The following is a 19,230-nucleotide window of genomic DNA, read 5'->3' on the forward strand; positions in this document are numbered from 1 at the left end:
CCCCCCCCCCCGCTGAGCCGACCGGAAACCTCGTTGCGAGTTCATCGAGACCAACGCGCTGCGCGCGGCCAACATCGACGTCTGATCGTCGGCGCGCCCTGACGCCACTGCCCGAGCCCTACTCGGCAGTGGCCGGGCGCACCTTCTCCACCTCCATCCGATCCCGCCCCTTGCGCTTGGACGCATAGAGCGCCTCATCCGCTCGCTTGAGCCCTTGCGAGAGTTCCGTGTCCGGCCGGTCGAACAAGGCCGCGCCGATGCTCAGCGACACCGGCTCCGGCGTCGCGAACATCTCGCGCGCCTGCTGCGAGAACGCCTCGCGCAAGTCCTGACCCAACGCCTGCGCGGCCGCGTCGGTCACGCCGCGCAGCAGGATCACGAACTCGTCCCCACCCAGACGCGCGGCCAGTGCGCCGGGAGGCAACACGCCGCGGATGAGATCGCTCAGCGTCACCAGCAGGACGTCGCCGGCGTGGTGGCCGTGCAGGTCGTTGACCTGCTTGAAGTGGTCGATGTCGATCAGCAGCAGGGCGCCGGGACTGCCGGGCGAGGCCTGCGCCAACAGCGTCGGTGCGCGCAGATAGAGCGCGCGGCGGTTGTCCAGGCCGGTCAGCGGATCGCGGGCGGCGATCTGCGCGATGCGTTCCTCGCGGCGATGGCGCTCGGTGCCCGTCATGGACATCGCGAGCAGCATGATCGCCATCACGCCTTCCACCAGTGAGACCAGGATCACCGCGCCACCGAAACTGGCCAGGTTGATGAAGGCCTCCGGCACCAGGGCCGAAGCCGCCTTGGCGAGATAGAACAGGCCATGCGCCAGCAGGACGACGCGCAACTGCGCCGCACCCACGTTCAGCGCGCCGCCGTGCGGGCGCAGCAACAGCCCGGCGCGCAGGGTGATGACGGCGATCAGCAGCGACTGGACACTCAGCATCGCCCGCGACCACCAGGGCCCGCCGGGCAGCCACAGCATCGCCAGCCACACGACGGGCAGCAGCCACCACGCGCGTGGCAAGCGCGTGCGCGTGAACTTCGCGACGCCGGCCAGGAACAGCCAGTGGGCGCCGATCAGCATGCCGTTGGAGAACCAGATCCCGATCAGCACATGGCCGCTGGAGCGCAGCAGGGCGAGCGTGCTGCCGACGGCGATGATTCCGAAGCCCGCGCTCCACAGCAGCAGCGAGCGTTCGCGCACGCTGCTCCATTCCGCGACCAGGTACAGCGCCGAGGCGGCAGCCATGGCCGTGGTGAGGACCAGCAGGGTGAAGGGATCGAGAGCCATGGCGGTGGAGGGGTCGGCGCGCGGCGAATTGTCGCAGGCGTGGTTTTCCGGACCCGGCCACCGCCGCGCTGAAGGCCCTCCGGATCTCCCCTCGGCGACAAAGGCCCCCGACGAATCGACGTCACCGGAACGGGTGATCCCCGGCCGGGCCGCATGACCTTCGGCCACCCCGATCGGGCGTCCGGCTTCGCAGAATGTTCGGTATCGGCCCTCGGGGCCCAGCGTCAGGTTCCCTCCATGAGCAACGAACAGACCCTCATCGATCCCGATCTGGAACAACTCGCCACGGCCTTCGCCGCGCAGGCCGCCGGCGATCCCGTCGGCGCCGTGCAGCAATGGACCCGCGCGATCGGCCGGCTGGATGCGCCGATGACCGAGGCGGCCCATCGGCTCGCCGATGCCTCGCTCGACTGGCCCGCGCGATCGGCGCTGAACACCGTCGCCGACGGCGCGGCCCTGCTGCGTCGCTGGGCGGACGACCGCGGTCAGCGCCCCGCCCTGCCGCGCATGCCCTTCCTGTCCCAGCGCGCCGCCTACCAGTACTGCGCGAGCCTGGTCTACCAGCGAGGGTCGCGGGCGACGGCCAACGCGCTGCGGCAAGGCCGTGTGGTCGTCCTCGGGCTGCGTCGGGAGACCTCCACCCTGGCCAACAAGGGCCGCGGGGTCTATGACGACCACATCGTCGTGCTCAATGGCTGGCGCAGCCGCGGCAGCGTCTGCGTCCTGCCCGGCAACACCGAGCCCTCCGCCCAGTACGCGCATCGCGCGGTCGTCACCGCGGGCAAGCCGCTCGACGAGCGCTACAAGGACGTCGCGTCCCGGGGCGCGAGCCACGTCGCCGGCGTCGACGTCAACGCCGACAAGATCCGCGACGCCGGCCGCCTGCGCGCCGGCACCTATTTCTTCCGGGAGAAGCCCGGCGGCTACCTCGGTGCCCGTGCCTTCCGATCGGCCGAGGACCAGACGGTCGAGCGCGACACCAACGGCGACGGCCGCTTCGCGCTCGACGACGCCGGGACACGCATCGACACCAAAGGCGTCGGCCGCACGATGTACATCCACTGGGGCGGCGCCGACAATGCGCCGGTCGTGAATACTTGGTCCGCCGGCTGCCAGACGATCCCGAAGAACCATTACGGGTCCTTCCTGTCCTCGGTCGGTCAGAACCCCTCCTTCTTCTACGTGCTGATCGATGGCCAATGACCGGATCTCCTTCGTCGCGCCCGCGCTGCTGCTGACCTTCGCCACGCTCGCCGGCGCCGCCCACGCGTCCGGCGGCGCGCCCGAACCCGCCTGCCGGTTCACCGCCTTCGTCGAGGAAACGGATCCCGCGGGTCTCAACGTCCGTGCGGCCCCGTCGGCCACGGCGAAGGTGCTGGGCACGCTGCCACCGGTCTGGTCCGACGGCTCCGGCCTGCGGGTACGCGTCCGCGTGGAGGTCACCGGCGTGCGCAACGGCTGGTTCCAGATCCGCGACGCCGCGGACGAGGACGTCATGACCGGCGAGCCGCCCCGCCCGACCTACGGCGGCGAGGGCTGGGTCAGCGGCAACAAGCTGATCGTGAAATCCCAGGCCGAAGCCGGGCACGCCCGTCCGGATGCGAAGTCACCGGCATCGCTTCGATTCAAGGACGGCTCGCTCTTCGACGGCAGCGACATGATGGCCGCCGGCCGGCTCGCGGACTGCCAGGGGCGCTGGGTCCTGGTCGACTACGACCTCTCGCGCGTCTCGGCCGACGTGCGCCAGCTCCTCGACATCGCTCCGGCGGCCCGCGCCGGCCGGCCCAAGGGACACGTCCGCGCCTGGATGGACCGGATCTGCGGCATCCAGGAGACCTCCTGCGACGGACCGTCCTCGCTCGACGATCAGTGAGGTCGCGGGCGGATCGACAGCTCGAGCCGGCGGGGCGGCGCCGGCCTCTGCGAGGCCCCCTTCACCGGGTCACGATCGGGAACCCGACCGCCGGCTTGTCGATCAAGCCCAGGAACTGGCGCAACGCGCCGGTGTCTCCGTCGACCTTGAGCGCGCCCGACATCACCAGCTCCATCGGCGTGGCCAGCCCCGAGCTCAGCTTGAGGAAGGCCGGCTTGGTCAGCGTGAGCGTCGCCGCCGGCGCCATCGGCGCCTCGCCCAGGCGGTGGTGCAGCACCGCGTTCTCGATCCACAGGCCGTAGGTCTCGTTCAGGTCGGTGAAGCGGAACGCCACCGCCAGCGTCACCCCGTCCGCCCGCGGTCCGTTCAGCGACGCGGCCATCGCGGTCAGGAACTGCTCGATCGGCGTCTGCATCAGCATGTCCATCACGCTCGCGCGCGACGGGCCGCGCTGCGGCGGGCCTGAGCGCAACTCCTGCGCGCCGGTCAGGTAGAAGTTGCGCCACGGCGCCGATTCCGCCGCATAGCCCAGCTGCTCGAAGCTCTTCGCCAGCAGCTCCTTCGCGCCGGCCGCCTGGGCGGCCCGCTCGTCGGCGAGCACCACATGCCGCAGCAGCTCCGCCGCCCAGCGGTAGTCGCCCGCGTCGAAGGCCTTGCGCGCGACCGCGGTCGCGGCCTCCGCACCGCCGGCCAGCGCGACGTAATGCCGCGCGGCCTCCACCGGCGGCAGCGGATCCAGATTCGAGGGATGCGCGTCGAACCAGCCGACGTAGTACTGCGCCACCGCCCGCACGTTGTGCTTCACCGTCCCGTAGTAGCCGCGCGAGCTCCACATCCGCGCCAGCGAGGCCGGCAGCTTCACCTCCTCGGCGATCTCCGACGGCGTGCGGCCCGCGTTGATCAGCCGCACGGTCTGGTCGTGCAGATAGCGATAGGTGTCGCGCTGCGACACCATGAAGGCCTCGATGCGCTCGCGCCCCCACACCGGCCAGCCGTGCTGCAGGAAGACCACGTCCTTGTCCGCCGTCTGCCCGATCGCCTCGTCGATGAAGCGCGACCACGACAGCGAGTCCCGCACCTTCGCGCCGCGCAGCGTGTACAGGTTGTGCATCGTCTGCGAGACCAGCTCCGCGGCGCCGAAGGCGCGCAGCTCGGGCAGCTCGAAGGTCATCTCGGCCGGCGCCTCGGTGCCCGGCACGTTGTGGAAGACGAAGCGCACGCCGTCGATGGTCATCGCCTGCGTCGGCTGGTCCACCAGCACCGTCGGCGGCAGGATGCCGATGCGGCCCGAGGCCACGCCCACGCCCAGCCCCGTGTCGACCAGACCGCGCGCATCCTTCGGCAGCAGCCCGCCGTACATGTAGCCCGCGCGCCGCGACATCGCGGGACCGACCAGCACGTTCTCGCTGGTGGCCTCCTCCATGAAGCCCACGGGCGCGACGATCGGGACCTGCCGCGCCACGGCGTCCTTGGCCGACAGCACGCCCAGCGCGCCGCCGAAGTGGTCCACGTGGCTGTGGGTGAAGATCACCCCGGTCACCGGCTGCGCGCCCAGATGCTGGCGCGCGAAGGCCAGCGCCGCCGCCGCGGTCTCCTGCGTGGTCAGCGGATCGACCAGGATCCAGCCGGTCTTGCCCTGGATCACCGTCAGGTTGGCGAGATCGAATCCGCGCAGCTGCCAGATGCCCTCGGTGACCTTGTAGAGCCCCGGCTGGTGATTGAGCCTGGCCTGACGCCACAGGCTGGGATTCACCGTGGACGGTGCCTCGCCTTGCGTGAACGCGAGCGCCTGGAAGTCCCACACGACCTTGCCCTGCTCGTCGCGGATCTGCCCGCTGGGCGCCGCGATGAAGCCGCGGCGGGAGTCCTCGAAGCTGCCGGGATCGTCGACGTCGAGCCCCACGAGGCCGGCCTTCTGACGCTCGCGGGTGAAGCTCGTCGCGTCGCCGCGCGGGTCGTCGGCGGCGGCCGCCGTCCGCGGTGCGAAGGACGTCGCGAGGCCGGCCGTGGCCAGCGCCGCGATCAGGAGGGTTCGGATCATGGGGATGTCTCGAGGAGTCGATCGGAGCGCGGCTGCCGCCGCGGTCCCCGGGTGTAGCACGGGCCGGGCTCAGCGGGGATCGGGCCTGACCTGGGGCGCGGGGCCGGCCATGGCGGTGGCGGCGAGCCTGGGGCCCGGTCCGGCATCGGTCTCGGATCCCGGCGCCCGCGCGAGGCGCCGGGCCGAGCGCTGCGGGTTCATCGTCATCAGCGCGACCAGTCCGCCGGCGATCAGCAGCAGGCCACCGACGAAGAAGCCCTGCTCGTAGCCCCGCGCGGCGGCGCGCGGAAGCTCCGCCGCGAGGTTCACGCCCGGCAGGCCCGAGGCCCGCTGGATCAGCCACCCCATCACCACGGGCGCACCCAAGCCACCGAGCGACGCCACCGCGTTGCCGATCGCGAGGATGCCGCCGCGCTGCGCGCGCGGGACGATCTCGCCGAGGATCGCGGGGCCGATGGAGTTGATCGTCAGGGTCATGCCCCCCGAGATCGCCAGCATCAGGAAGCGCTGCATCGTGGACAGGTCCAGCCACAGGAGCGCGCAGTTGCCCAGTCCGGCCACCACCAGCGACAGCCCGACGAAGGCCCCCCGCGAGCGCCGCGTCGGCATGCCGCCGAGCACCAGCCGCTGCGAGGCCCAGGCCAGACCCAGGCTCACCGGGGCGGTGATCAGGATGAAGAGCGCGAACATCCGTCCCGACTGGATGGGCGCGAAGCCCAACCCCTGCTGCAGGTAGCCGCTCAGCCAGGTCAGCGAGGCCGCCAGCACCCAGTGCGACACGAAGTGCGCCGCGAAGTTGCCCAGCACGGTCGGGTCGGTGAGCAGGTGGCCGTAGGGGAGGCGTGGCGACGGCGATGGCGATGGCGTCGCCTCCTCGACCTGCCCTTCGGCGCCGAGGAAGTACCACGCCACGCACCACAGCAGGCCGATGACCGTGAGCACCAGGAAGTTGGCGCGCCACCCCCAATGCGCCGTGATCTGCGGGATCGCGAGGCCCGCGATCAGCAGGCCGGCCGAGCTGCCCTGATGCAGCAGCGCGATGGGCAGGCTGCGGCGCTGGTCCGGGAACCACTTGCACAGCGCGTGCGTGGCCACCGGTGACGCGGGGCCTTCCGTCAGGCCGAGCAGGACCCGGCACACGACGAAGGCGGCCAGCGAGCCCGACACCGCCAGCGGCAGCTGGATCACCGCCCAGGCCAGCGCGATGGCCATCAGCACGCTGCGCGCCGCGATGCGGTTGGCGGCGAGGCCGCCGACGATGGCGCCGATCGCGAACAGCCAGTAGAAGCTGCCGCCGATCAGGCCGAACTCGGTGGGCGAGAGCTTCAGCTCCGCCATCATCGGCACCGCGACCAGGCCGAGCACGACCTTGTCGAGGAAGTTGCTGGTCATCATCAGCGCCAGCAGACCGGCGACGGTCCAGGCGCGCGCAGGGCGGTAGGCGCTGCTCATGGCATCAGCTCGGCAGGATCTCGCGCGCGATGGTGTTGCGCTGGATCTCGCTGGTGCCGGTGAGGATCCGCATCATGCGCAGCTGGCGGAAGGCCAGCTCCACCGGATGGTTCTGCGTCACGCCGACGTTGCCGTGGATCTGCACCGCGCGGTCGGCGATGGCGAAGCAGCGCTCGCTGATGAAGAGCTTGCAGGCCGAGGCCTCCCACTTCAGCGGATCGCCCGCGTCGGCGCGCATGGCCGCGTGCAGCATCATGCTTTCGCAGGCGAAGAGCTCGGTCTGCATGTCCGCCAGCAGGTGCTGGATCGCCTGGAAGCGCGCGATCGGTCCGCCGAACTGCTGGCGCTCCACCGCATAGGCCAGCGACATCCGATGCACCCGGCGCGCGAGGCCGATCATCGTCGCCGTGTGCAGCAGCCGGTTCAGGTGGATGCGCGCCATGCCCAGCCGCAAGCCGGCCCCGAACCCGCCGATCACGTTGCCCACCGGCACGCGGACCTGGTCGAAGTGGATGTCGGCGTCGATGTGCTGGCCGGACATCGGCACGTAGCTCGAGTCCACCCGCACGCCCGGGGCGTCGAGCTCGACGAAGACGGCGGTGATGCCCTTGGGACCGGCCTCCGGATCGGTCACGCACATCACGATGGCGATGTCGGCGAAGGGACTGCCGGTGATGAAGTGCTTCTGCCCGGTGATCACGAGCTCGCCGCCTTCCCGCACGGCGCGGGTCCGGATGCTGGCGGCGTCGGAGCCCGAATGCGGTTCGGTCATCGCGAAGCACACGCCCTTGTCGCCGCTCATCACGGGACCGAGGAAGCGCGCGCGCTGATCGGGCGTGGCGATCGCCATCAGGTTGCCGATGCGCGGCGGGCCGCTGAGCTCGCCCAGCACGTGCATCGCGAAGAGCGCGCCGGTAGAGGCCAGCTCGGCCTTGAGCAGGCACAGCTCCACCGTCGTCAGCCCCGGGCCGCCGAGCGCCTCGGGCATCGCCGCCGTCAGCAGGCCCAGCGCATGCGAGCGCTTCCAGATGTCGCGCAGCACCTCGCGCGGCAGCGGGTCGCTGGGCGCGAGACCGAGGCGGCGCTCGAGGGGCAGCAGCTCCTCCTCGATGAAGCGCAGCGCGCGGGCGCGCAGGTCCTCGTAGATCGGTCGTGTCAGCACGGGCAGCGTCGCGGGGCGGGCCGAGGGCGCGGGCCCCTCTCCCGCGACGCCAGCCGCGGTGCGATCGGTCGAGGAGGTCGAGGAGGTCGAGGAGGTCGAGGAGGTCGAGGAGGTCGAGGAGGTGGACGGGGTGGACGGGGTGACGGAAGCGGTGGCGCTCATGGTGCGGATCCTTGCGGCGGCAGGGCGGTCAATGGACTTGCCGCTCGTGCCCGGCCCAGTAGGGCTGCCGGACGTCCTTGCGGGCGATCTTGCCGTTGGCGTTCCTGGGCAGCGCGGCGACGAGCTCGACGCTGCGCGGGGACTTGTAGTCGGCGAGGTGACGGCGGCAATGCGCGATCAGCTCGTCGGCATCGACGTCGGCGCCGGCGCGCGGCACGACGACGGCCTTCACCGCCTCGCCCCAGCGCGCGTCGGGCACGCCGATCACGCAGGCCTCGTAGACCGCCGGGTGGCGATAGAGCACCGCTTCGACTTCCGTCGGATAGACGTTGAAGCCACCCGACACCACCATGTCCTTCTTGCGGTCCACGATGTAGAGGAAGCCCTGCTCATCGCGGCGCGCGAGATCGCCGGTGAGCAGCCAGCCGTCGACGAGCGCCTCGGCGCTGAGCTCGGGCTCGCGCCAGTAGCCGCTGAAGACGTCCTCGCCGCGGATGACGATCTCGCCGATCTCGCCGACCGGGACCTCGCGGCCCTGCTCGTCGACGATGCGGACCTCGGTCTCGCCATAGGGGCGGCCGCAGGAGGCGAGTCGATGCGGCGCGCTCGCGAGCGCCTCGGCGTGATCGCGGGTCGAGAGCGAGGCGACGGCGGAGGTGGACTCGCTCAACCCGTAGCCCTGGGCGAGCACCGGTCCGATGCGACGCCAGGCCTCCTCGACGCGCGCCGGCGCCATGGGTGCCGCGCCGTAGCTGAGCTGGCGCAGGCTCGACAGGTCGGCCTGCGCGAGGAAGGGCTCCTCCAGCAGCGCATGGATCATGGCCGGGACCATGAAGGCATGGGTGATGCGGTGCTCGCCGATGGCCTCGAGGAAGGCCCGGGGATGGAAGCGGTCGAACAGGTGCAGCGTCGCGCCGGCGTAGAGGAAGGGCTGCATCAGCATGCCGCTCGCGTGCGTGATCGGGCCGACCAGCGCGATGCGGTCGCCGGGACGGGGCGCGCCCTCGTTGCGGAAGAGCACCTTGCGAATGCATGCGCGGCGATTGCCGAAGCTCTGCATGGCGGCCTTGATCTTGCCGGTCGAACCCGAGGAGTAGTGCAGCACCGCCAGGTCGTCCTCGGAGACTGGCACATGCACCGGGGCATCGGGGGCGGCGGCGATCAAGGTCTCGGCGTCCAGGTGGCCCTCGGCGGGGCCGGCCAGGCTGATGAAGTGGCGCACGGAGCCGAAGCCCGGCGATCGCGGCCCGCGATGCGCGAAGCCCTCGCCGGCGAGAAAGACCAGTGGCTCGGCGCTCTCGACGACGTCGCGGGCCTCGTCCTCGGTGAAGCGGGCGTTGAGGGCGACCTTCACCAGCCCGGCCTTGAACAGCGCGGTCTCCAGCACCACCAGCGCGATAGCGTTGCGCGATTGCACGGCGACGCGGTCGCCCTTCGTCAGGCCGAGTCCGATCAGCGCGGCGGCGAGCCGGTCGCTGCGAGCGTCGAGATCGCGGAAGCTCACGCTGTCGTTGCCGCACACGACGGCTGGACGCTCGCCCCAGAAGCGCGCGCCGTTCCGGATGTGCCTGCAGATGTCCCACGTGGTCATGGGTTGTCTCCGTTGTTGTGACTGCAAGTGAGGAGCAGTCTGGAACCTGAGAGACATTCCCGCAACGCACGATCTGGCACATTCTGATGAAAACAAGTCATCGAGCCCGAAGACCCTCACCCCAGCCCTCTCCCGCCAGCGGGAGAGGGGGCCGGACGACCGAGCGCCGTGGTTGATCAGCCCCTGCGCTCGGTGGATGCAACTCCCTCTCCCGCTGGCGGGAGAGGGTGGGGGTGAGGGTCTTCGAGCTCGACGAAGGAAGACAAATGAACCTGAACGACATCGACTACCTCGTCGCCGTGGCCGAGCACCGACACGTGGGCCGTGCGGCGGAGGCGCTGGGGCTGACGCAATCGGCGCTCACGCGGGCGTTGGCGCGGCTGGAGGCGCTGGCGGGACTCCCGCTGTTCGAGCGCCACCCCAAGGGCGTGATGCCGACCGAGGCGGGCCTGGCCTTCCTGCGTCGCGCGCGACGCATCCAGCTCGAGTACGACGACACGCTCAGCGAGCTGCACCAGATGAAGACGGGCGAGCTCGGCATCCTGCGCATCGGCTACAGCCCCTCGGTGGACGTGGAGCGGCTGATGCAAGTGGTGCGGCGGCTGCTCATGGAGCGGCCCGCCGCGCGCATCCACCTGAGCGAGCGCCTGATGCATTACCTGATGGCGGACCTCGACGCGGGCGAGGTGGACGCCGTCGTCGCGCCGCTGCCGCATCCGATGCCGGACCCGCTGGAGGCCCTGCGCCTGAGCGACGACGAGCTGCAGGTGATGGCCGACACCGCCCACCCCCTGCGGCGTCGCAAGTCGCTGGACATCGCGGCCATCGCCGCCGAGCCCTGGCTGCTGCCGCCGCCGGACACGCGGCTGCGGCGCGAGCTGGAGCGCCTGGTGCAGCAGTCCGGCCTGCCACCGCTGACGGTGCGCATCGAGGCGGCGGCCACCAACCTCAACACGATGCGGCTGCTGTGCGGCACGCCGCTGCTCACGCTGAGCAGCAGCTGGTCACTGCCGCCGCTGGCCGCCATCGGCCTGAAGCCCTTGCCCATCGCGCTACCCGCGCTGCGCCGCAAGATCGGCTGGATCACGCGCAGGCACGGACACCGCTCGCCGTTGCTGGAGCGGATGCAGCAGCTGCTCGTCGAGGAGTTCGGCCTGCGCGGCGCCGCCAAGCGCCGCGTCGTCTGACCCGCGCATCAGGAGGAGCGCCACGCGCCGCCCGACCGCGCGGCGCGATCCCGGACCCCGGTCAGGCCGAAGCCTGCGCGTCCAGTTCCTTGAAGACCTCGGTCGCGGTGCGGAACGCATCGACCGCGGCCGGAACGCCGCAGTAGATCGCCGTCTGCAGGAAGACTTCCTTGATCTCGTCGCGCGTCACGCCGTTGTTGAGCGCCCCGCGGAGGTGGATCTTCAGCTCATGCGGCCGGTTCAGCGCCGTCAGCATCGCCAGGTTCAGCAGCGAGCGCGAGCGCCGATCCAGTCCCGGACGATTCCAGACATCTCCCCAGCAGTACTGCGTCACCAGCTCCTGCATCTCGATGTTGAAGTCGGTGGCGTTGTGGATCGACGCGTCGACATAGGCATCGCCGAGCACTTCGCGCCGCGTGGCGAGACCTTCCTCGAACAAGGCCGGATTTTTCGGGGCGTAGGGACGGGTCATCAGAAGCTCCTGGGCATCGCATCACTGGGAAGGCCTGGTCGCCGAGGCGGCTCTTGCCGCGACCAGGCCGGACGGCGGAGCGTAGCCCGACTTGGCGTCGTCCAATCCTCCGCTTGCGGCGAACCTGCTTGGGGTGGCCCGGCGACCGATGGCGAGGGGCGGCCGCGCTCGTCACCGTACGACGTCAGCCCTTGCGATGCGGGGCCGCGCTGGCCGCTTCCCAGAAGGCCTCGGCCGCCGCGCCCATCGGGTTGCGATCGCGGTACAGGCGGATCTCCAGGTCGAGGTGCCAGTCGGCGTCAGCCGCCAGCACCAGGCGACCCGCGGCCAGGTCCTCGCCGACCAGGATCCCCGGCAGCCACGCCAGGCCGCGCCCGTCCAGCGCCATCGTGCGCAGCACCGAGGCCAGATGCGCCGTCAGCACCGGCCGCACGCTGAGCCGCTCCAGCGCCGGACCCTTCACGTCGCGCAGGATGCGGCCAAGCCCCGACTCGGAGCTGTAGGCGAGCAACTGCACCGACGCGCTCTTGTCCGCCGCCTTGCCGCCGCCCCTGCCCGCGGCCTTGGCGGCCAGCAGCGGATGCGTGGGCGTGCCGTCCGCGGATGGCGCGCAGACCGGCAGCAACTGGTCGTGGCCGACGACGACGCATGGCAGCCCGGCCTCGTCCAGCGGCCCGGCGACCTGCGCGTGCCCATGCGCAAGCACGAATTGCACCTGCCGCTGCTGCAGCAGCGCCTCGCACTTCTGCTGCGTGTCGGAGACCAGGTTCACCGGGCCGACGCTGGTGCGGGTCTCGAGCGCGCGCAGCCAGCTCGGCATGAAGGAGAAGGACAGCGCATGCGTGGCCGCGAAGCGCAGCGTCTGCGAGCTGGCCTCGGCGATGGCGCGGGCCTCGCCGGGGAGGCGGGCGACGTGGGCCTGCAGCGCCTGCGCCGACTTGCGGAACCACAGCCCTGCGTCGGTCAGCCGCGCCGGCTGGGAGCTGCGGTCGAAGAGCTCGACACCCAGCCAATCCTCCAGCGCGCGGATGCGGCGGCTGAAGGCGGGCTGCGTCATGTGGCGCTCCTCGGCGGCGCGCGAGAAGTTGCCGGTCTCGGCCAGCACCATGAAATCGTCGATCCAGCTGAGGTTCAGGGTCATCGGGGCAGGGTCCGGAGCAGGTGAGCGGCAGAGGCGGCGAGGGCGGCCCAGGCGGCCGGTGCCTTCAAAGCATCAAAGGCTAAGAAAACTGAATTGGTCAGGTCAGGGGGCGTGGCGGGATCATGCGGCCCATTCGAAGCCAACCCGAAGTGGAGTCCCCGTGAAGATCGTCGAGATCCGTGAGCAGACGCTGCCGATCAGCAGCCCCATCCGCAATGCCTACATCGACTTTAGCAAGATGACCCTGAGCCTCGTGGCGGTCATCACCGACGTGATGCGCGACGGCAAGCCGGTGGTGGGCTACGGCTTCAACTCCAACGGCCGCTACGGGCAGGGCACGCTGATGCGCGAGCGCTTCATCCCGCGCATCCTCGAGGCCGACCCGGAATCGCTGCTCGACAGCCGCGGCATCCTCGACGCCCACAAGGTCTGGGACGCGATGTTCAGGAACGAGAAGCCCGGCGGTCACGGCGAGCGCTCGGTGGCGATCGGCACGATCGACATGGCCGTGTGGGATGCGGTGGCGAAGATCGAGGGCAAGCCCCTGTTCCAGCTGCTGGCCGAGCGCTACGGCAACGGCACGCCTGACCGCAAGGTCTTCGTCTACGCGGCAGGCGGCTACTACTACCCGGGGCAGGACCACGGCAAGCTCAAGGACGAGATGCGCAGCTACATCGACCGGGGCTACTCGGTGGTGAAGAAGAAGATCGGCGGCGCGTCGCTGGACGAGGACCTGCGCCGCATCGATGCCATCCTGAGCGTGCTGGGCGACGGCCAGAAGCTGTGCGTGGATGCCAACGGCCGCTTCGATCTGGACACGGCGATCGCGTACGCGAAGGCGCTGTCGCAGTACGACCTGTTCTGGTACGAGGAGGCCGGCGATCCGCTGGACTTCGAGCTGCAGGCGACGCTGCGCAACTACTACGCCAACCCGATGGCGACGGGCGAGAACCTGTTCTCGATGCAGGACGCGCGCAACCTGATCCGCCACGGCGGGATGCGGCCGGACCGGGACTGGCTGCAGTTCGACTGCGCGCTGAGCTACGGCCTGGTGGAGTACCTGCGCACGCTGGACATGCTGAAGGAACACGGCTGGTCGGCGAGCCGCTGCATCCCGCACGGCGGTCACCAGATGTCGCTGAACATCGCCGCGGGCCTGGGCCTGGGCGGCAACGAGTCCTACCCCGACCTGTTCCAGCCCTTCGGCGGCTTCCCGGACGGGGTGAAAGTGGAGAACTCCTACGTCACGCTGCCCGATCTCCCGGGCATCGGCTTCGAGGGGAAGGCGGATCTGTATGCGGTGATGAAGCAGTTGTCGGACTGATGACAGAGGGTCGCTTTGCTTCCCTTCACGGCATCTGCGCCAACGGGACAGGGCGGCTACCGAGTACCGATACTGGGTACAGAAGTATCGCGCAGGATTGTCTAGCTGATGTACCGCAGAAAATGCGGTGGTCAAGAAGTTCAGAGTGATTTCAACCGCATGAGCAGTAGAGCCCATTGCCTCGCATGAATAGGACGCTTTTGTCACAATAATGCTAGATTGCGGAAACGCGCTATGCCAATGTATGCGCCGGTCACGGCCGCCCAGAATCGCGCTCTATCAAATTTCATTCAGTGCTAGATCGTCAGCGTCGTCACTCTCCACAACGGCCTCGCTCATTCAAGACTAGCTCTGCCAGCGTCGCCAGAGCGCTAGCCCGCCGAGTACTGCTTGCTAGACAGGTAGCCTTCTAGCGACAGCCCGACGCGAATGCCGCGCCAGCAAGCATTCAATCTCACCGGCCTGCACCAGACAACGACGGACATCGCCGAAGATCCCGTACGGCCCGAAGTGCTGCTTCTACGAGCTAGTGCAGACGATTGGTCATGTCGTTGAAAAATGCACGACGGATTTCCTTTGCCGCTGGTAACGTCGGACTCTCAAGATCGAAAGATGCTCTGGGAGGAGTAATGGACATTAACGAGGCGATTCGACACGCGATTGACGGCAATGCTGTCCTATTTGCCGGTTCCGGGTTCTCATTTGGCTCGGTAGGGTTGGGTGGGGATTCGCCTCTTTCCGGAAGAGGGCTGGCAAGAAAGCTATACGCTGATGTCGGAGTTGACGCCGAGGATTCCGATCTCTCGATCGCTTCCCAACTCTATGTGGAACGCTTCGGAGAAGCCCAGTTGACGAGGCTGTGCCGCGAAATGTTCACGATCAAGTCTTCAGGCGCGCATCATCGCGAGATTGTTGACTTGCCTTGGCAGAGAATATATACGACCAACTACGACGATCTCATTGAACGCTCAGGAATCGACGTAGGCCGTGCCATTACGCCGATTACCCCGTCTGATTCTCCTGAGCGATATCTATCAACTGGGCGCGTCTGCCTACACATCAATGGCTTTATTAGTCGCCTAGGGGTTGGCGATCTTTCTAGTAATTTCAAATTAACCTTCGAGAGCTATCTCCATGATGCCTTAGAAGGAACACCATGGCAGTCTGTCTTACGGCAAGATCTTCGACTGGCTCGGGCAATAATATTTATTGGATACTCAATGTACGATTTGGATTTAGCCCGAATCGCACATGGCGAAGATATCAAAGGGAAGGCGATCTTCATCCTTTCCCCAGACCTGAAAGCAAACAGCCCAGACGCCCTGCGACTGCCTTTTTTCGGAAGCACCCATAAAATAGGTGCGATCGATTTCTCGAAAATGGTTCGGCACGAAAAAACCATTTATTCAAGACCAGAGATCACATTTGAACCAGTCGCTTTGGAGAAGATATCTGCAAAGCTCTCCCTAACTCCGCCAACGAACTCCGATGTCGAGAAACTATTTCTTTATGGTGATGTAAAAAATGAGCTTCTTGGCAGCCACTCTGCGAATTCGGCGACCAGGTATTATTTGCTTGATAGGCCTGCCACATCTTTAGCAACCCAAACTATCGAAGCGGGTCGCGATGTAGTACTTACTTCAGAATTAGGCAACGGAAAGACGATTGCTCTTGAGCAGATCAGCTACAAGCTCGCCGCTCTTGGTTGGCAGGTCCTGCGATTACGAGAAGATTCCAAAGCAGTCCGAAAGGAATTATCCCAAATCGTATCCTCGGACGTCCCCACGGTACTGGTTATTGATGGGTACATTCCATTTCTGGATGCAATAGACTTCGTTTCAATTCGGCGTGTCGGAAAGAAGATTGTCTTCCTGTTAAGTTCCCGGTCGCACGTGCACGACGTGTATCTAGAGCGCCTGGAAAACGCCTTGCGAGTTCAGGAGGTCGATGAGTTCGATCTCAATCTTCTCGAGCGAGAAGATGCGCGCTCGCTGGTCTCTATGATCGACACATATGGACTGTGGACGGAGTTCTCAAACCTATCTGACTCCGACCGCATGAAGCTTGTGCTTAGCGACTGCGGCGGTCAATTCCATCAGATTCTGCTCAAGCTCTATTCTTCCCCACAAATCGCGGGAAAAGTAAAGGCTCTGTTCGATGAAATAAAGCCCCACGTAAAGCAAATAGCCACCGCCGTATTCATAATAAAAGCGACTGATACTCCATTGCAAAAACATGTAGTTGACGACTTACTAGAGGGCAGTCCTCTAGTAAGGATGTCAAATACAGAGCGGGAATCCGTTCGATTTCTCTGGTCGGACAGCGGGGGGGTTTTCAAACTACGCTCATCTGTCTTAGCGGAATTCTACTTAACATCCCAAAGCAATGCCTCGGAAGTGGTGGCCGTGCTTTCCAGCATGTTTAAGCGAGCCCAAATTCTTGGCGGCCGGACTTATGAGTACTTCATGAGAAGTGCGATGACGTATTCGGCACTTCAAAAGATGCTCCCGAAGAATGGCCTCAGAGCTGCAGTCGTCAACTTCTATGAAGACATCCAAAATACGGCGTTTGCAAAGAAGAATCCCCATTATTGGCTTCAGTATGCAATCGCGCGCCTCGCAGTGGAGGACGATGATTTCGATCGCATCGGCGGATACTTTAAAGCGGCATATGCATTTGCAAAGCTGCTCCCAGCCTATGATACATATCAAATTGACAACCACTTTGCGCGCTTTCAATTAATGTCTGCGTGTCGCTCTCAAGATCCGGGGCACGCATTCGACCTATATATTGAAGCAAAGGCCATTCTTCTTCGGCAGACGCTGCGAGAGCAAAAGCACCAACCTTATCGCGCTGCAGCGGCGGTCGCTGACTTTGCGAGGGCTCACGGCAAGAGTCTCGATGAAAGGCAGATTCAGGACGTACGGCGCTTCTGCGAGAAGGTTATCGAACGAATCTCCGGTTTGAAGCCTCAAGTCGGCAATCATCGCCATGTTGTACGCTGCAGAAACGAACTATCGTCCATTAGGACTTGGCTAGACTCTCCCGACTAAAGGGATATATATTTTTAGTTAGGCATGCGCTAGCGTGGCATAACGTACCTTAGCCATACGGTAATCTTGTTGCGCGCGCGATTAACCTCTACCACCCAGCATCACTTCCTGATGCCCCTTCCCCGCCGGGATCATCGGGAAGCAGTTCTCCGCGGGCGTGACCGCGACGTCGAGGAAGAAGGGGCCTTCGCTCGCCAGGCACTCGGCGAGCGCCTCATCCAGTTCCTCCCGCCGCTCCACCCGACGGGCGGGCCAGCCGAAACCCTTCGCCACCGCCACGAAGTCCGGCAGGCAGGCGTTGTAGCTGTGGCTGTAGCGCTCGCCGTGATGCAGCTCCTGCCACTGCCGCACCATGCCCATGTGGCCGTTGTTGCACAGCACGACCTTCACCCCCGCGCGGTGCTGCCGCGCCGTCGCCAGCTCCTGCAGATTCATCAGGATGGAGGCGTCCCCGCTGACGCACACGACCAGCTTGTCCGGATGCGCCACCTGCGCGCCGATCGCCGCCGGCAGGCCGTAGCCCATCGTCCCCGCGCCACCCGAGCTCAGCCAGCGCCGCGGACGCTCGAAGGCCAGGCGCTGCGCCGCCCACATCTGGTGTTGGCCGACATCGGTCGACACGATCGCGTCGCGGCCCTCGAGCTGCGCGCGCAGCCGCGCCATCAGTGCCTGCGGAGCGATGACCTCCGGCGTGTCCTCGAAGTCGAGCGAGCGCTGCGAGCGCCACCCCTCGATGCGCGACCACCAGTCGGCCAAGCGCGACGCGGGCATCGCGCGTCGGGCCAGTGAGCGCCGCAACCTCGGCAGCAGCGAGCTCGCATCCCCGCACAGCGCCAGGTCGGCGCGGCGGACCTTGTCGATCTGCGCGGGATCGATGTCGAGATGAATCACGCGCGCGTTCGGGGCGAAGCTGTCCAGACGGCCCGTCACGCGATCGTCGAAACGCGCGCCGGCGCAGACGATGAGGTCGGCATGGTGCATCGCCAGGTTGGCCTCCAGCGTCCCGTGCATGCCCAGCATCCCGAGCCAGTTCGGCGAGGAGGCCGGCACCGCGCCCAGGCCCATCAGCGTCAGCGTGCAGGGCGCACGCGTGGCATCCACGATCGCGGCGAACTCGGCACAGGCCTCGTCACCGGCGTTGATCAGGCCGCCACCGCCGTAGAAGACGGGCCGGCTCGCCGAGGCGATCCAGTCGGCCGCTTCCTCGATGGCGCGCCCCTCGACAGGCAGCACCGCCATCGCATGGGCCCGATCCCGACGGGCTTCCGTCCGGGCCAGCCGTTCGCTGGCCGCCTTGCTCGCCTGTTCCGCCCGGCTTCGGGCCTTGGCGCTCAGCACGGGATCCGCGGCCACGGCGAGCTGCACATCCTTCGGCACGTCCAGCAGCACCGGTCCTGGCCGACCGCCTCGCGCGAGCGCCACCGCCTTGCGCACCAGCGCCGCGACATCGCCCCCTGGCCGCAATTGCGCGTTCCACTTCGTCACCGGGCGCGAGATCCCCAGCGCGTCGCACTCCTGGAAGGCATCGGTGCCGATGGCCGCGCTGTTGACCTGGCCACTGATGCACAGGATGGGGATGGAGTCGCACAGCGCGTCCAGCAAGCCCGTGGTGGTGTTGCTCATGCCCGGGCCCGAGGTCACCAGCACCACGCCGAGGCGACCCGTGCTGCGCGCGTAGCCTTCGGCCGCATGCACCGCCGCCTGCTCGTGGCGGACCAGGATGTGACGAAGCCGTGGCTCGCCATGCAGCGCGTCGTACAGCGGCAGCACCGCGCCGCCCGGGTAGCCGAAGACGGTGTCGACGCCGCACTCGACCAGCGTGTCCAGCAGGATCTGCGCGACATTGCGCGCGGCCGGTACCGGGGCGGCGTACGTTGACTGGGGCTGGAGCTGGGCGGCGAGCGTGGCGTTCATGCATCCAGTGTCCCGGGGAGCCCGCCGGAAAGGTTGCCGTTCTTGCCTTCTAGAATCCTTGCCGCAGCAAATCTTCCTGCCAAAGCCAGATGGATCAGCAAATCAATCTCGACAAGTTCGACCGCGCCATCCTGCGTGCCCTGCAGCGCAATGCCCGCGCCAGCCTGCAGGAGGTCAGCGACGAGGTCGGCCTGACCACCTCCCCCTGCTGGACTCGCATCAAGCGGCTGGAGGAGTCCGGCGTCATCGAGGGCTACACGGTGAAGGTCAACGCCGAGAAGGTCGGCCGGCCGGAACAGCTCATCGTCCAGCTCACGTTGAACAAGCACACCGACGCGGCCATGGCCGAGTTCGCCCGCCACCTCGAGGCCATCCCCGAGGTGATCGACGCCTACCTGGTGTCCGGCGACTACGACTACGTCCTGCGCCTGTCCGTGCGCGACACCCGCGACTACGAGCGCCTGCTGCGCGAGAAGCTCTACAAGATCCCCGGCGTGCGCCACAGCAAGTCCAGCTTCGTGCTGCGCTGCCTCAAGGCCAGCTCGCTGCCGCTGTGATCTCGCGCGGCCAGGACCG

Annotated in this window: 14 protein-coding genes; 6 read left to right on the forward strand and 8 right to left on the reverse strand. The window is 67.2% G+C overall.

From position 1 onward, the window contains the following. Positions 1-118 precede the first annotated feature (118 nt). The gene (locus MCHT01_RS14060) at positions 119-1,282 is read right to left on the reverse strand and encodes a GGDEF domain-containing protein (RefSeq protein WP_067065982.1); all 1,164 of its coding nucleotides are present in this window, start codon (positions 1,280-1,282) and stop codon (positions 119-121) included. Positions 1,283-1,519: 237 nt separating this feature from the next. Between MCHT01_RS14060 and MCHT01_RS14065 the strand changes: the two genes are divergently transcribed. After that, the gene (locus MCHT01_RS14065) at positions 1,520-2,485 is read left to right on the forward strand and encodes a hypothetical protein (RefSeq protein ID WP_067065983.1); all 966 of its coding nucleotides are present in this window, start codon (positions 1,520-1,522) and stop codon (positions 2,483-2,485) included. Then, the gene (locus MCHT01_RS14070) at positions 2,475-3,155 is read left to right on the forward strand and encodes an SH3 domain-containing protein (RefSeq protein ID WP_067065984.1); all 681 of its coding nucleotides are present in this window, start codon (positions 2,475-2,477) and stop codon (positions 3,153-3,155) included. The genes MCHT01_RS14065 and MCHT01_RS14070 overlap by 11 nt, the downstream gene beginning before the upstream one ends. 61 nt (positions 3,156-3,216) lie before the next feature. Here the strand turns inward: MCHT01_RS14070 and MCHT01_RS14075 are convergent, their stop codons facing one another. The 4 genes from MCHT01_RS14075 to MCHT01_RS14090 form a co-directional block, all read right to left on the reverse strand. Beyond that, positions 3,217-5,196: an alkyl/aryl-sulfatase gene (locus tag MCHT01_RS14075; RefSeq protein WP_067065985.1), complete on the reverse strand. Its 1,980-nt coding sequence runs from the start codon at positions 5,194-5,196 to the stop codon at positions 3,217-3,219. A gap of 69 nt (positions 5,197-5,265) precedes the next feature. After that, entirely contained in the window at positions 5,266-6,648 is a 1,383-nt protein-coding gene (locus MCHT01_RS14080) for an MFS transporter (protein ID WP_067065986.1), read from the reverse strand. 4 nt (positions 6,649-6,652) lie between these two features. Further along, positions 6,653-7,972, reverse strand: coding sequence for an acyl-CoA dehydrogenase family protein (locus tag MCHT01_RS14085; protein ID WP_176579646.1), 1,320 nt, complete (start codon positions 7,970-7,972; stop codon positions 6,653-6,655). A 28-nt stretch (positions 7,973-8,000) separates the two neighbouring features. Further along, the gene (locus MCHT01_RS14090) at positions 8,001-9,563 is read right to left on the reverse strand and encodes a class I adenylate-forming enzyme family protein (protein ID WP_067065987.1); all 1,563 of its coding nucleotides are present in this window, start codon (positions 9,561-9,563) and stop codon (positions 8,001-8,003) included. Between the two features lie 266 nt (positions 9,564-9,829). On the opposite strand from MCHT01_RS14090, the gene MCHT01_RS14095 reads away from it, so the two are divergent. Further along, the gene (locus MCHT01_RS14095) at positions 9,830-10,750 is read left to right on the forward strand and encodes a LysR family transcriptional regulator (RefSeq protein WP_067065988.1); all 921 of its coding nucleotides are present in this window, start codon (positions 9,830-9,832) and stop codon (positions 10,748-10,750) included. Between the two features lie 61 nt (positions 10,751-10,811). Here the strand turns inward: MCHT01_RS14095 and pcaC are convergent, their stop codons facing one another. Together pcaC and MCHT01_RS14105 are read right to left on the reverse strand one after the other, a co-directional pair. Then, positions 10,812-11,222 (reverse strand): 4-carboxymuconolactone decarboxylase, encoded by a 411-nt coding sequence (gene pcaC, locus MCHT01_RS14100; protein ID WP_067065989.1) that lies wholly within the window; start codon positions 11,220-11,222, stop codon positions 10,812-10,814. A 184-nt stretch (positions 11,223-11,406) separates the two neighbouring features. Further along, positions 11,407-12,363: a LysR family transcriptional regulator gene (locus MCHT01_RS14105; RefSeq protein WP_369688625.1), complete on the reverse strand. Its 957-nt coding sequence runs from the start codon at positions 12,361-12,363 to the stop codon at positions 11,407-11,409. Between the two features lie 160 nt (positions 12,364-12,523). Here MCHT01_RS14105 and MCHT01_RS14110 point away from each other — a divergent pair, with 160 nt between their 5' ends. Further along, complete coding sequence (locus MCHT01_RS14110; RefSeq protein ID WP_067065990.1) at positions 12,524-13,687, forward strand: mandelate racemase/muconate lactonizing enzyme family protein; 1,164 nt, start codon at positions 12,524-12,526, stop codon at positions 13,685-13,687. A 545-nt stretch (positions 13,688-14,232) separates the two neighbouring features. Then, entirely contained in the window at positions 14,233-16,740 is a 2,508-nt protein-coding gene (locus MCHT01_RS25665; RefSeq protein ID WP_084452661.1) for a P-loop NTPase, read from the forward strand. An 81-nt stretch (positions 16,741-16,821) separates the two neighbouring features. Here MCHT01_RS25665 and ilvB read toward each other — a convergent pair whose 3' ends face one another. Next, the gene (gene ilvB / locus MCHT01_RS14120; protein WP_067065992.1) at positions 16,822-18,654 is read right to left on the reverse strand and encodes a biosynthetic-type acetolactate synthase large subunit; all 1,833 of its coding nucleotides are present in this window, start codon (positions 18,652-18,654) and stop codon (positions 16,822-16,824) included. 101 nt (positions 18,655-18,755) lie between these two features. On the opposite strand from ilvB, the gene MCHT01_RS14125 reads away from it, so the two are divergent. Next, positions 18,756-19,211, forward strand: coding sequence for an Lrp/AsnC family transcriptional regulator (locus MCHT01_RS14125; RefSeq protein WP_067066076.1), 456 nt, complete (start codon positions 18,756-18,758; stop codon positions 19,209-19,211). The last annotated feature ends 19 nt before the right edge of the window (positions 19,212-19,230 follow it).

Origin of the sequence: Mitsuaria chitosanitabida ATCC BAA-476 = NBRC 102408 (genome assembly GCF_001598255.1) — a bacterium.
Classification (GTDB): domain Bacteria; phylum Pseudomonadota; class Gammaproteobacteria; order Burkholderiales; family Burkholderiaceae_C; genus Roseateles; species Roseateles chitosanitabidus.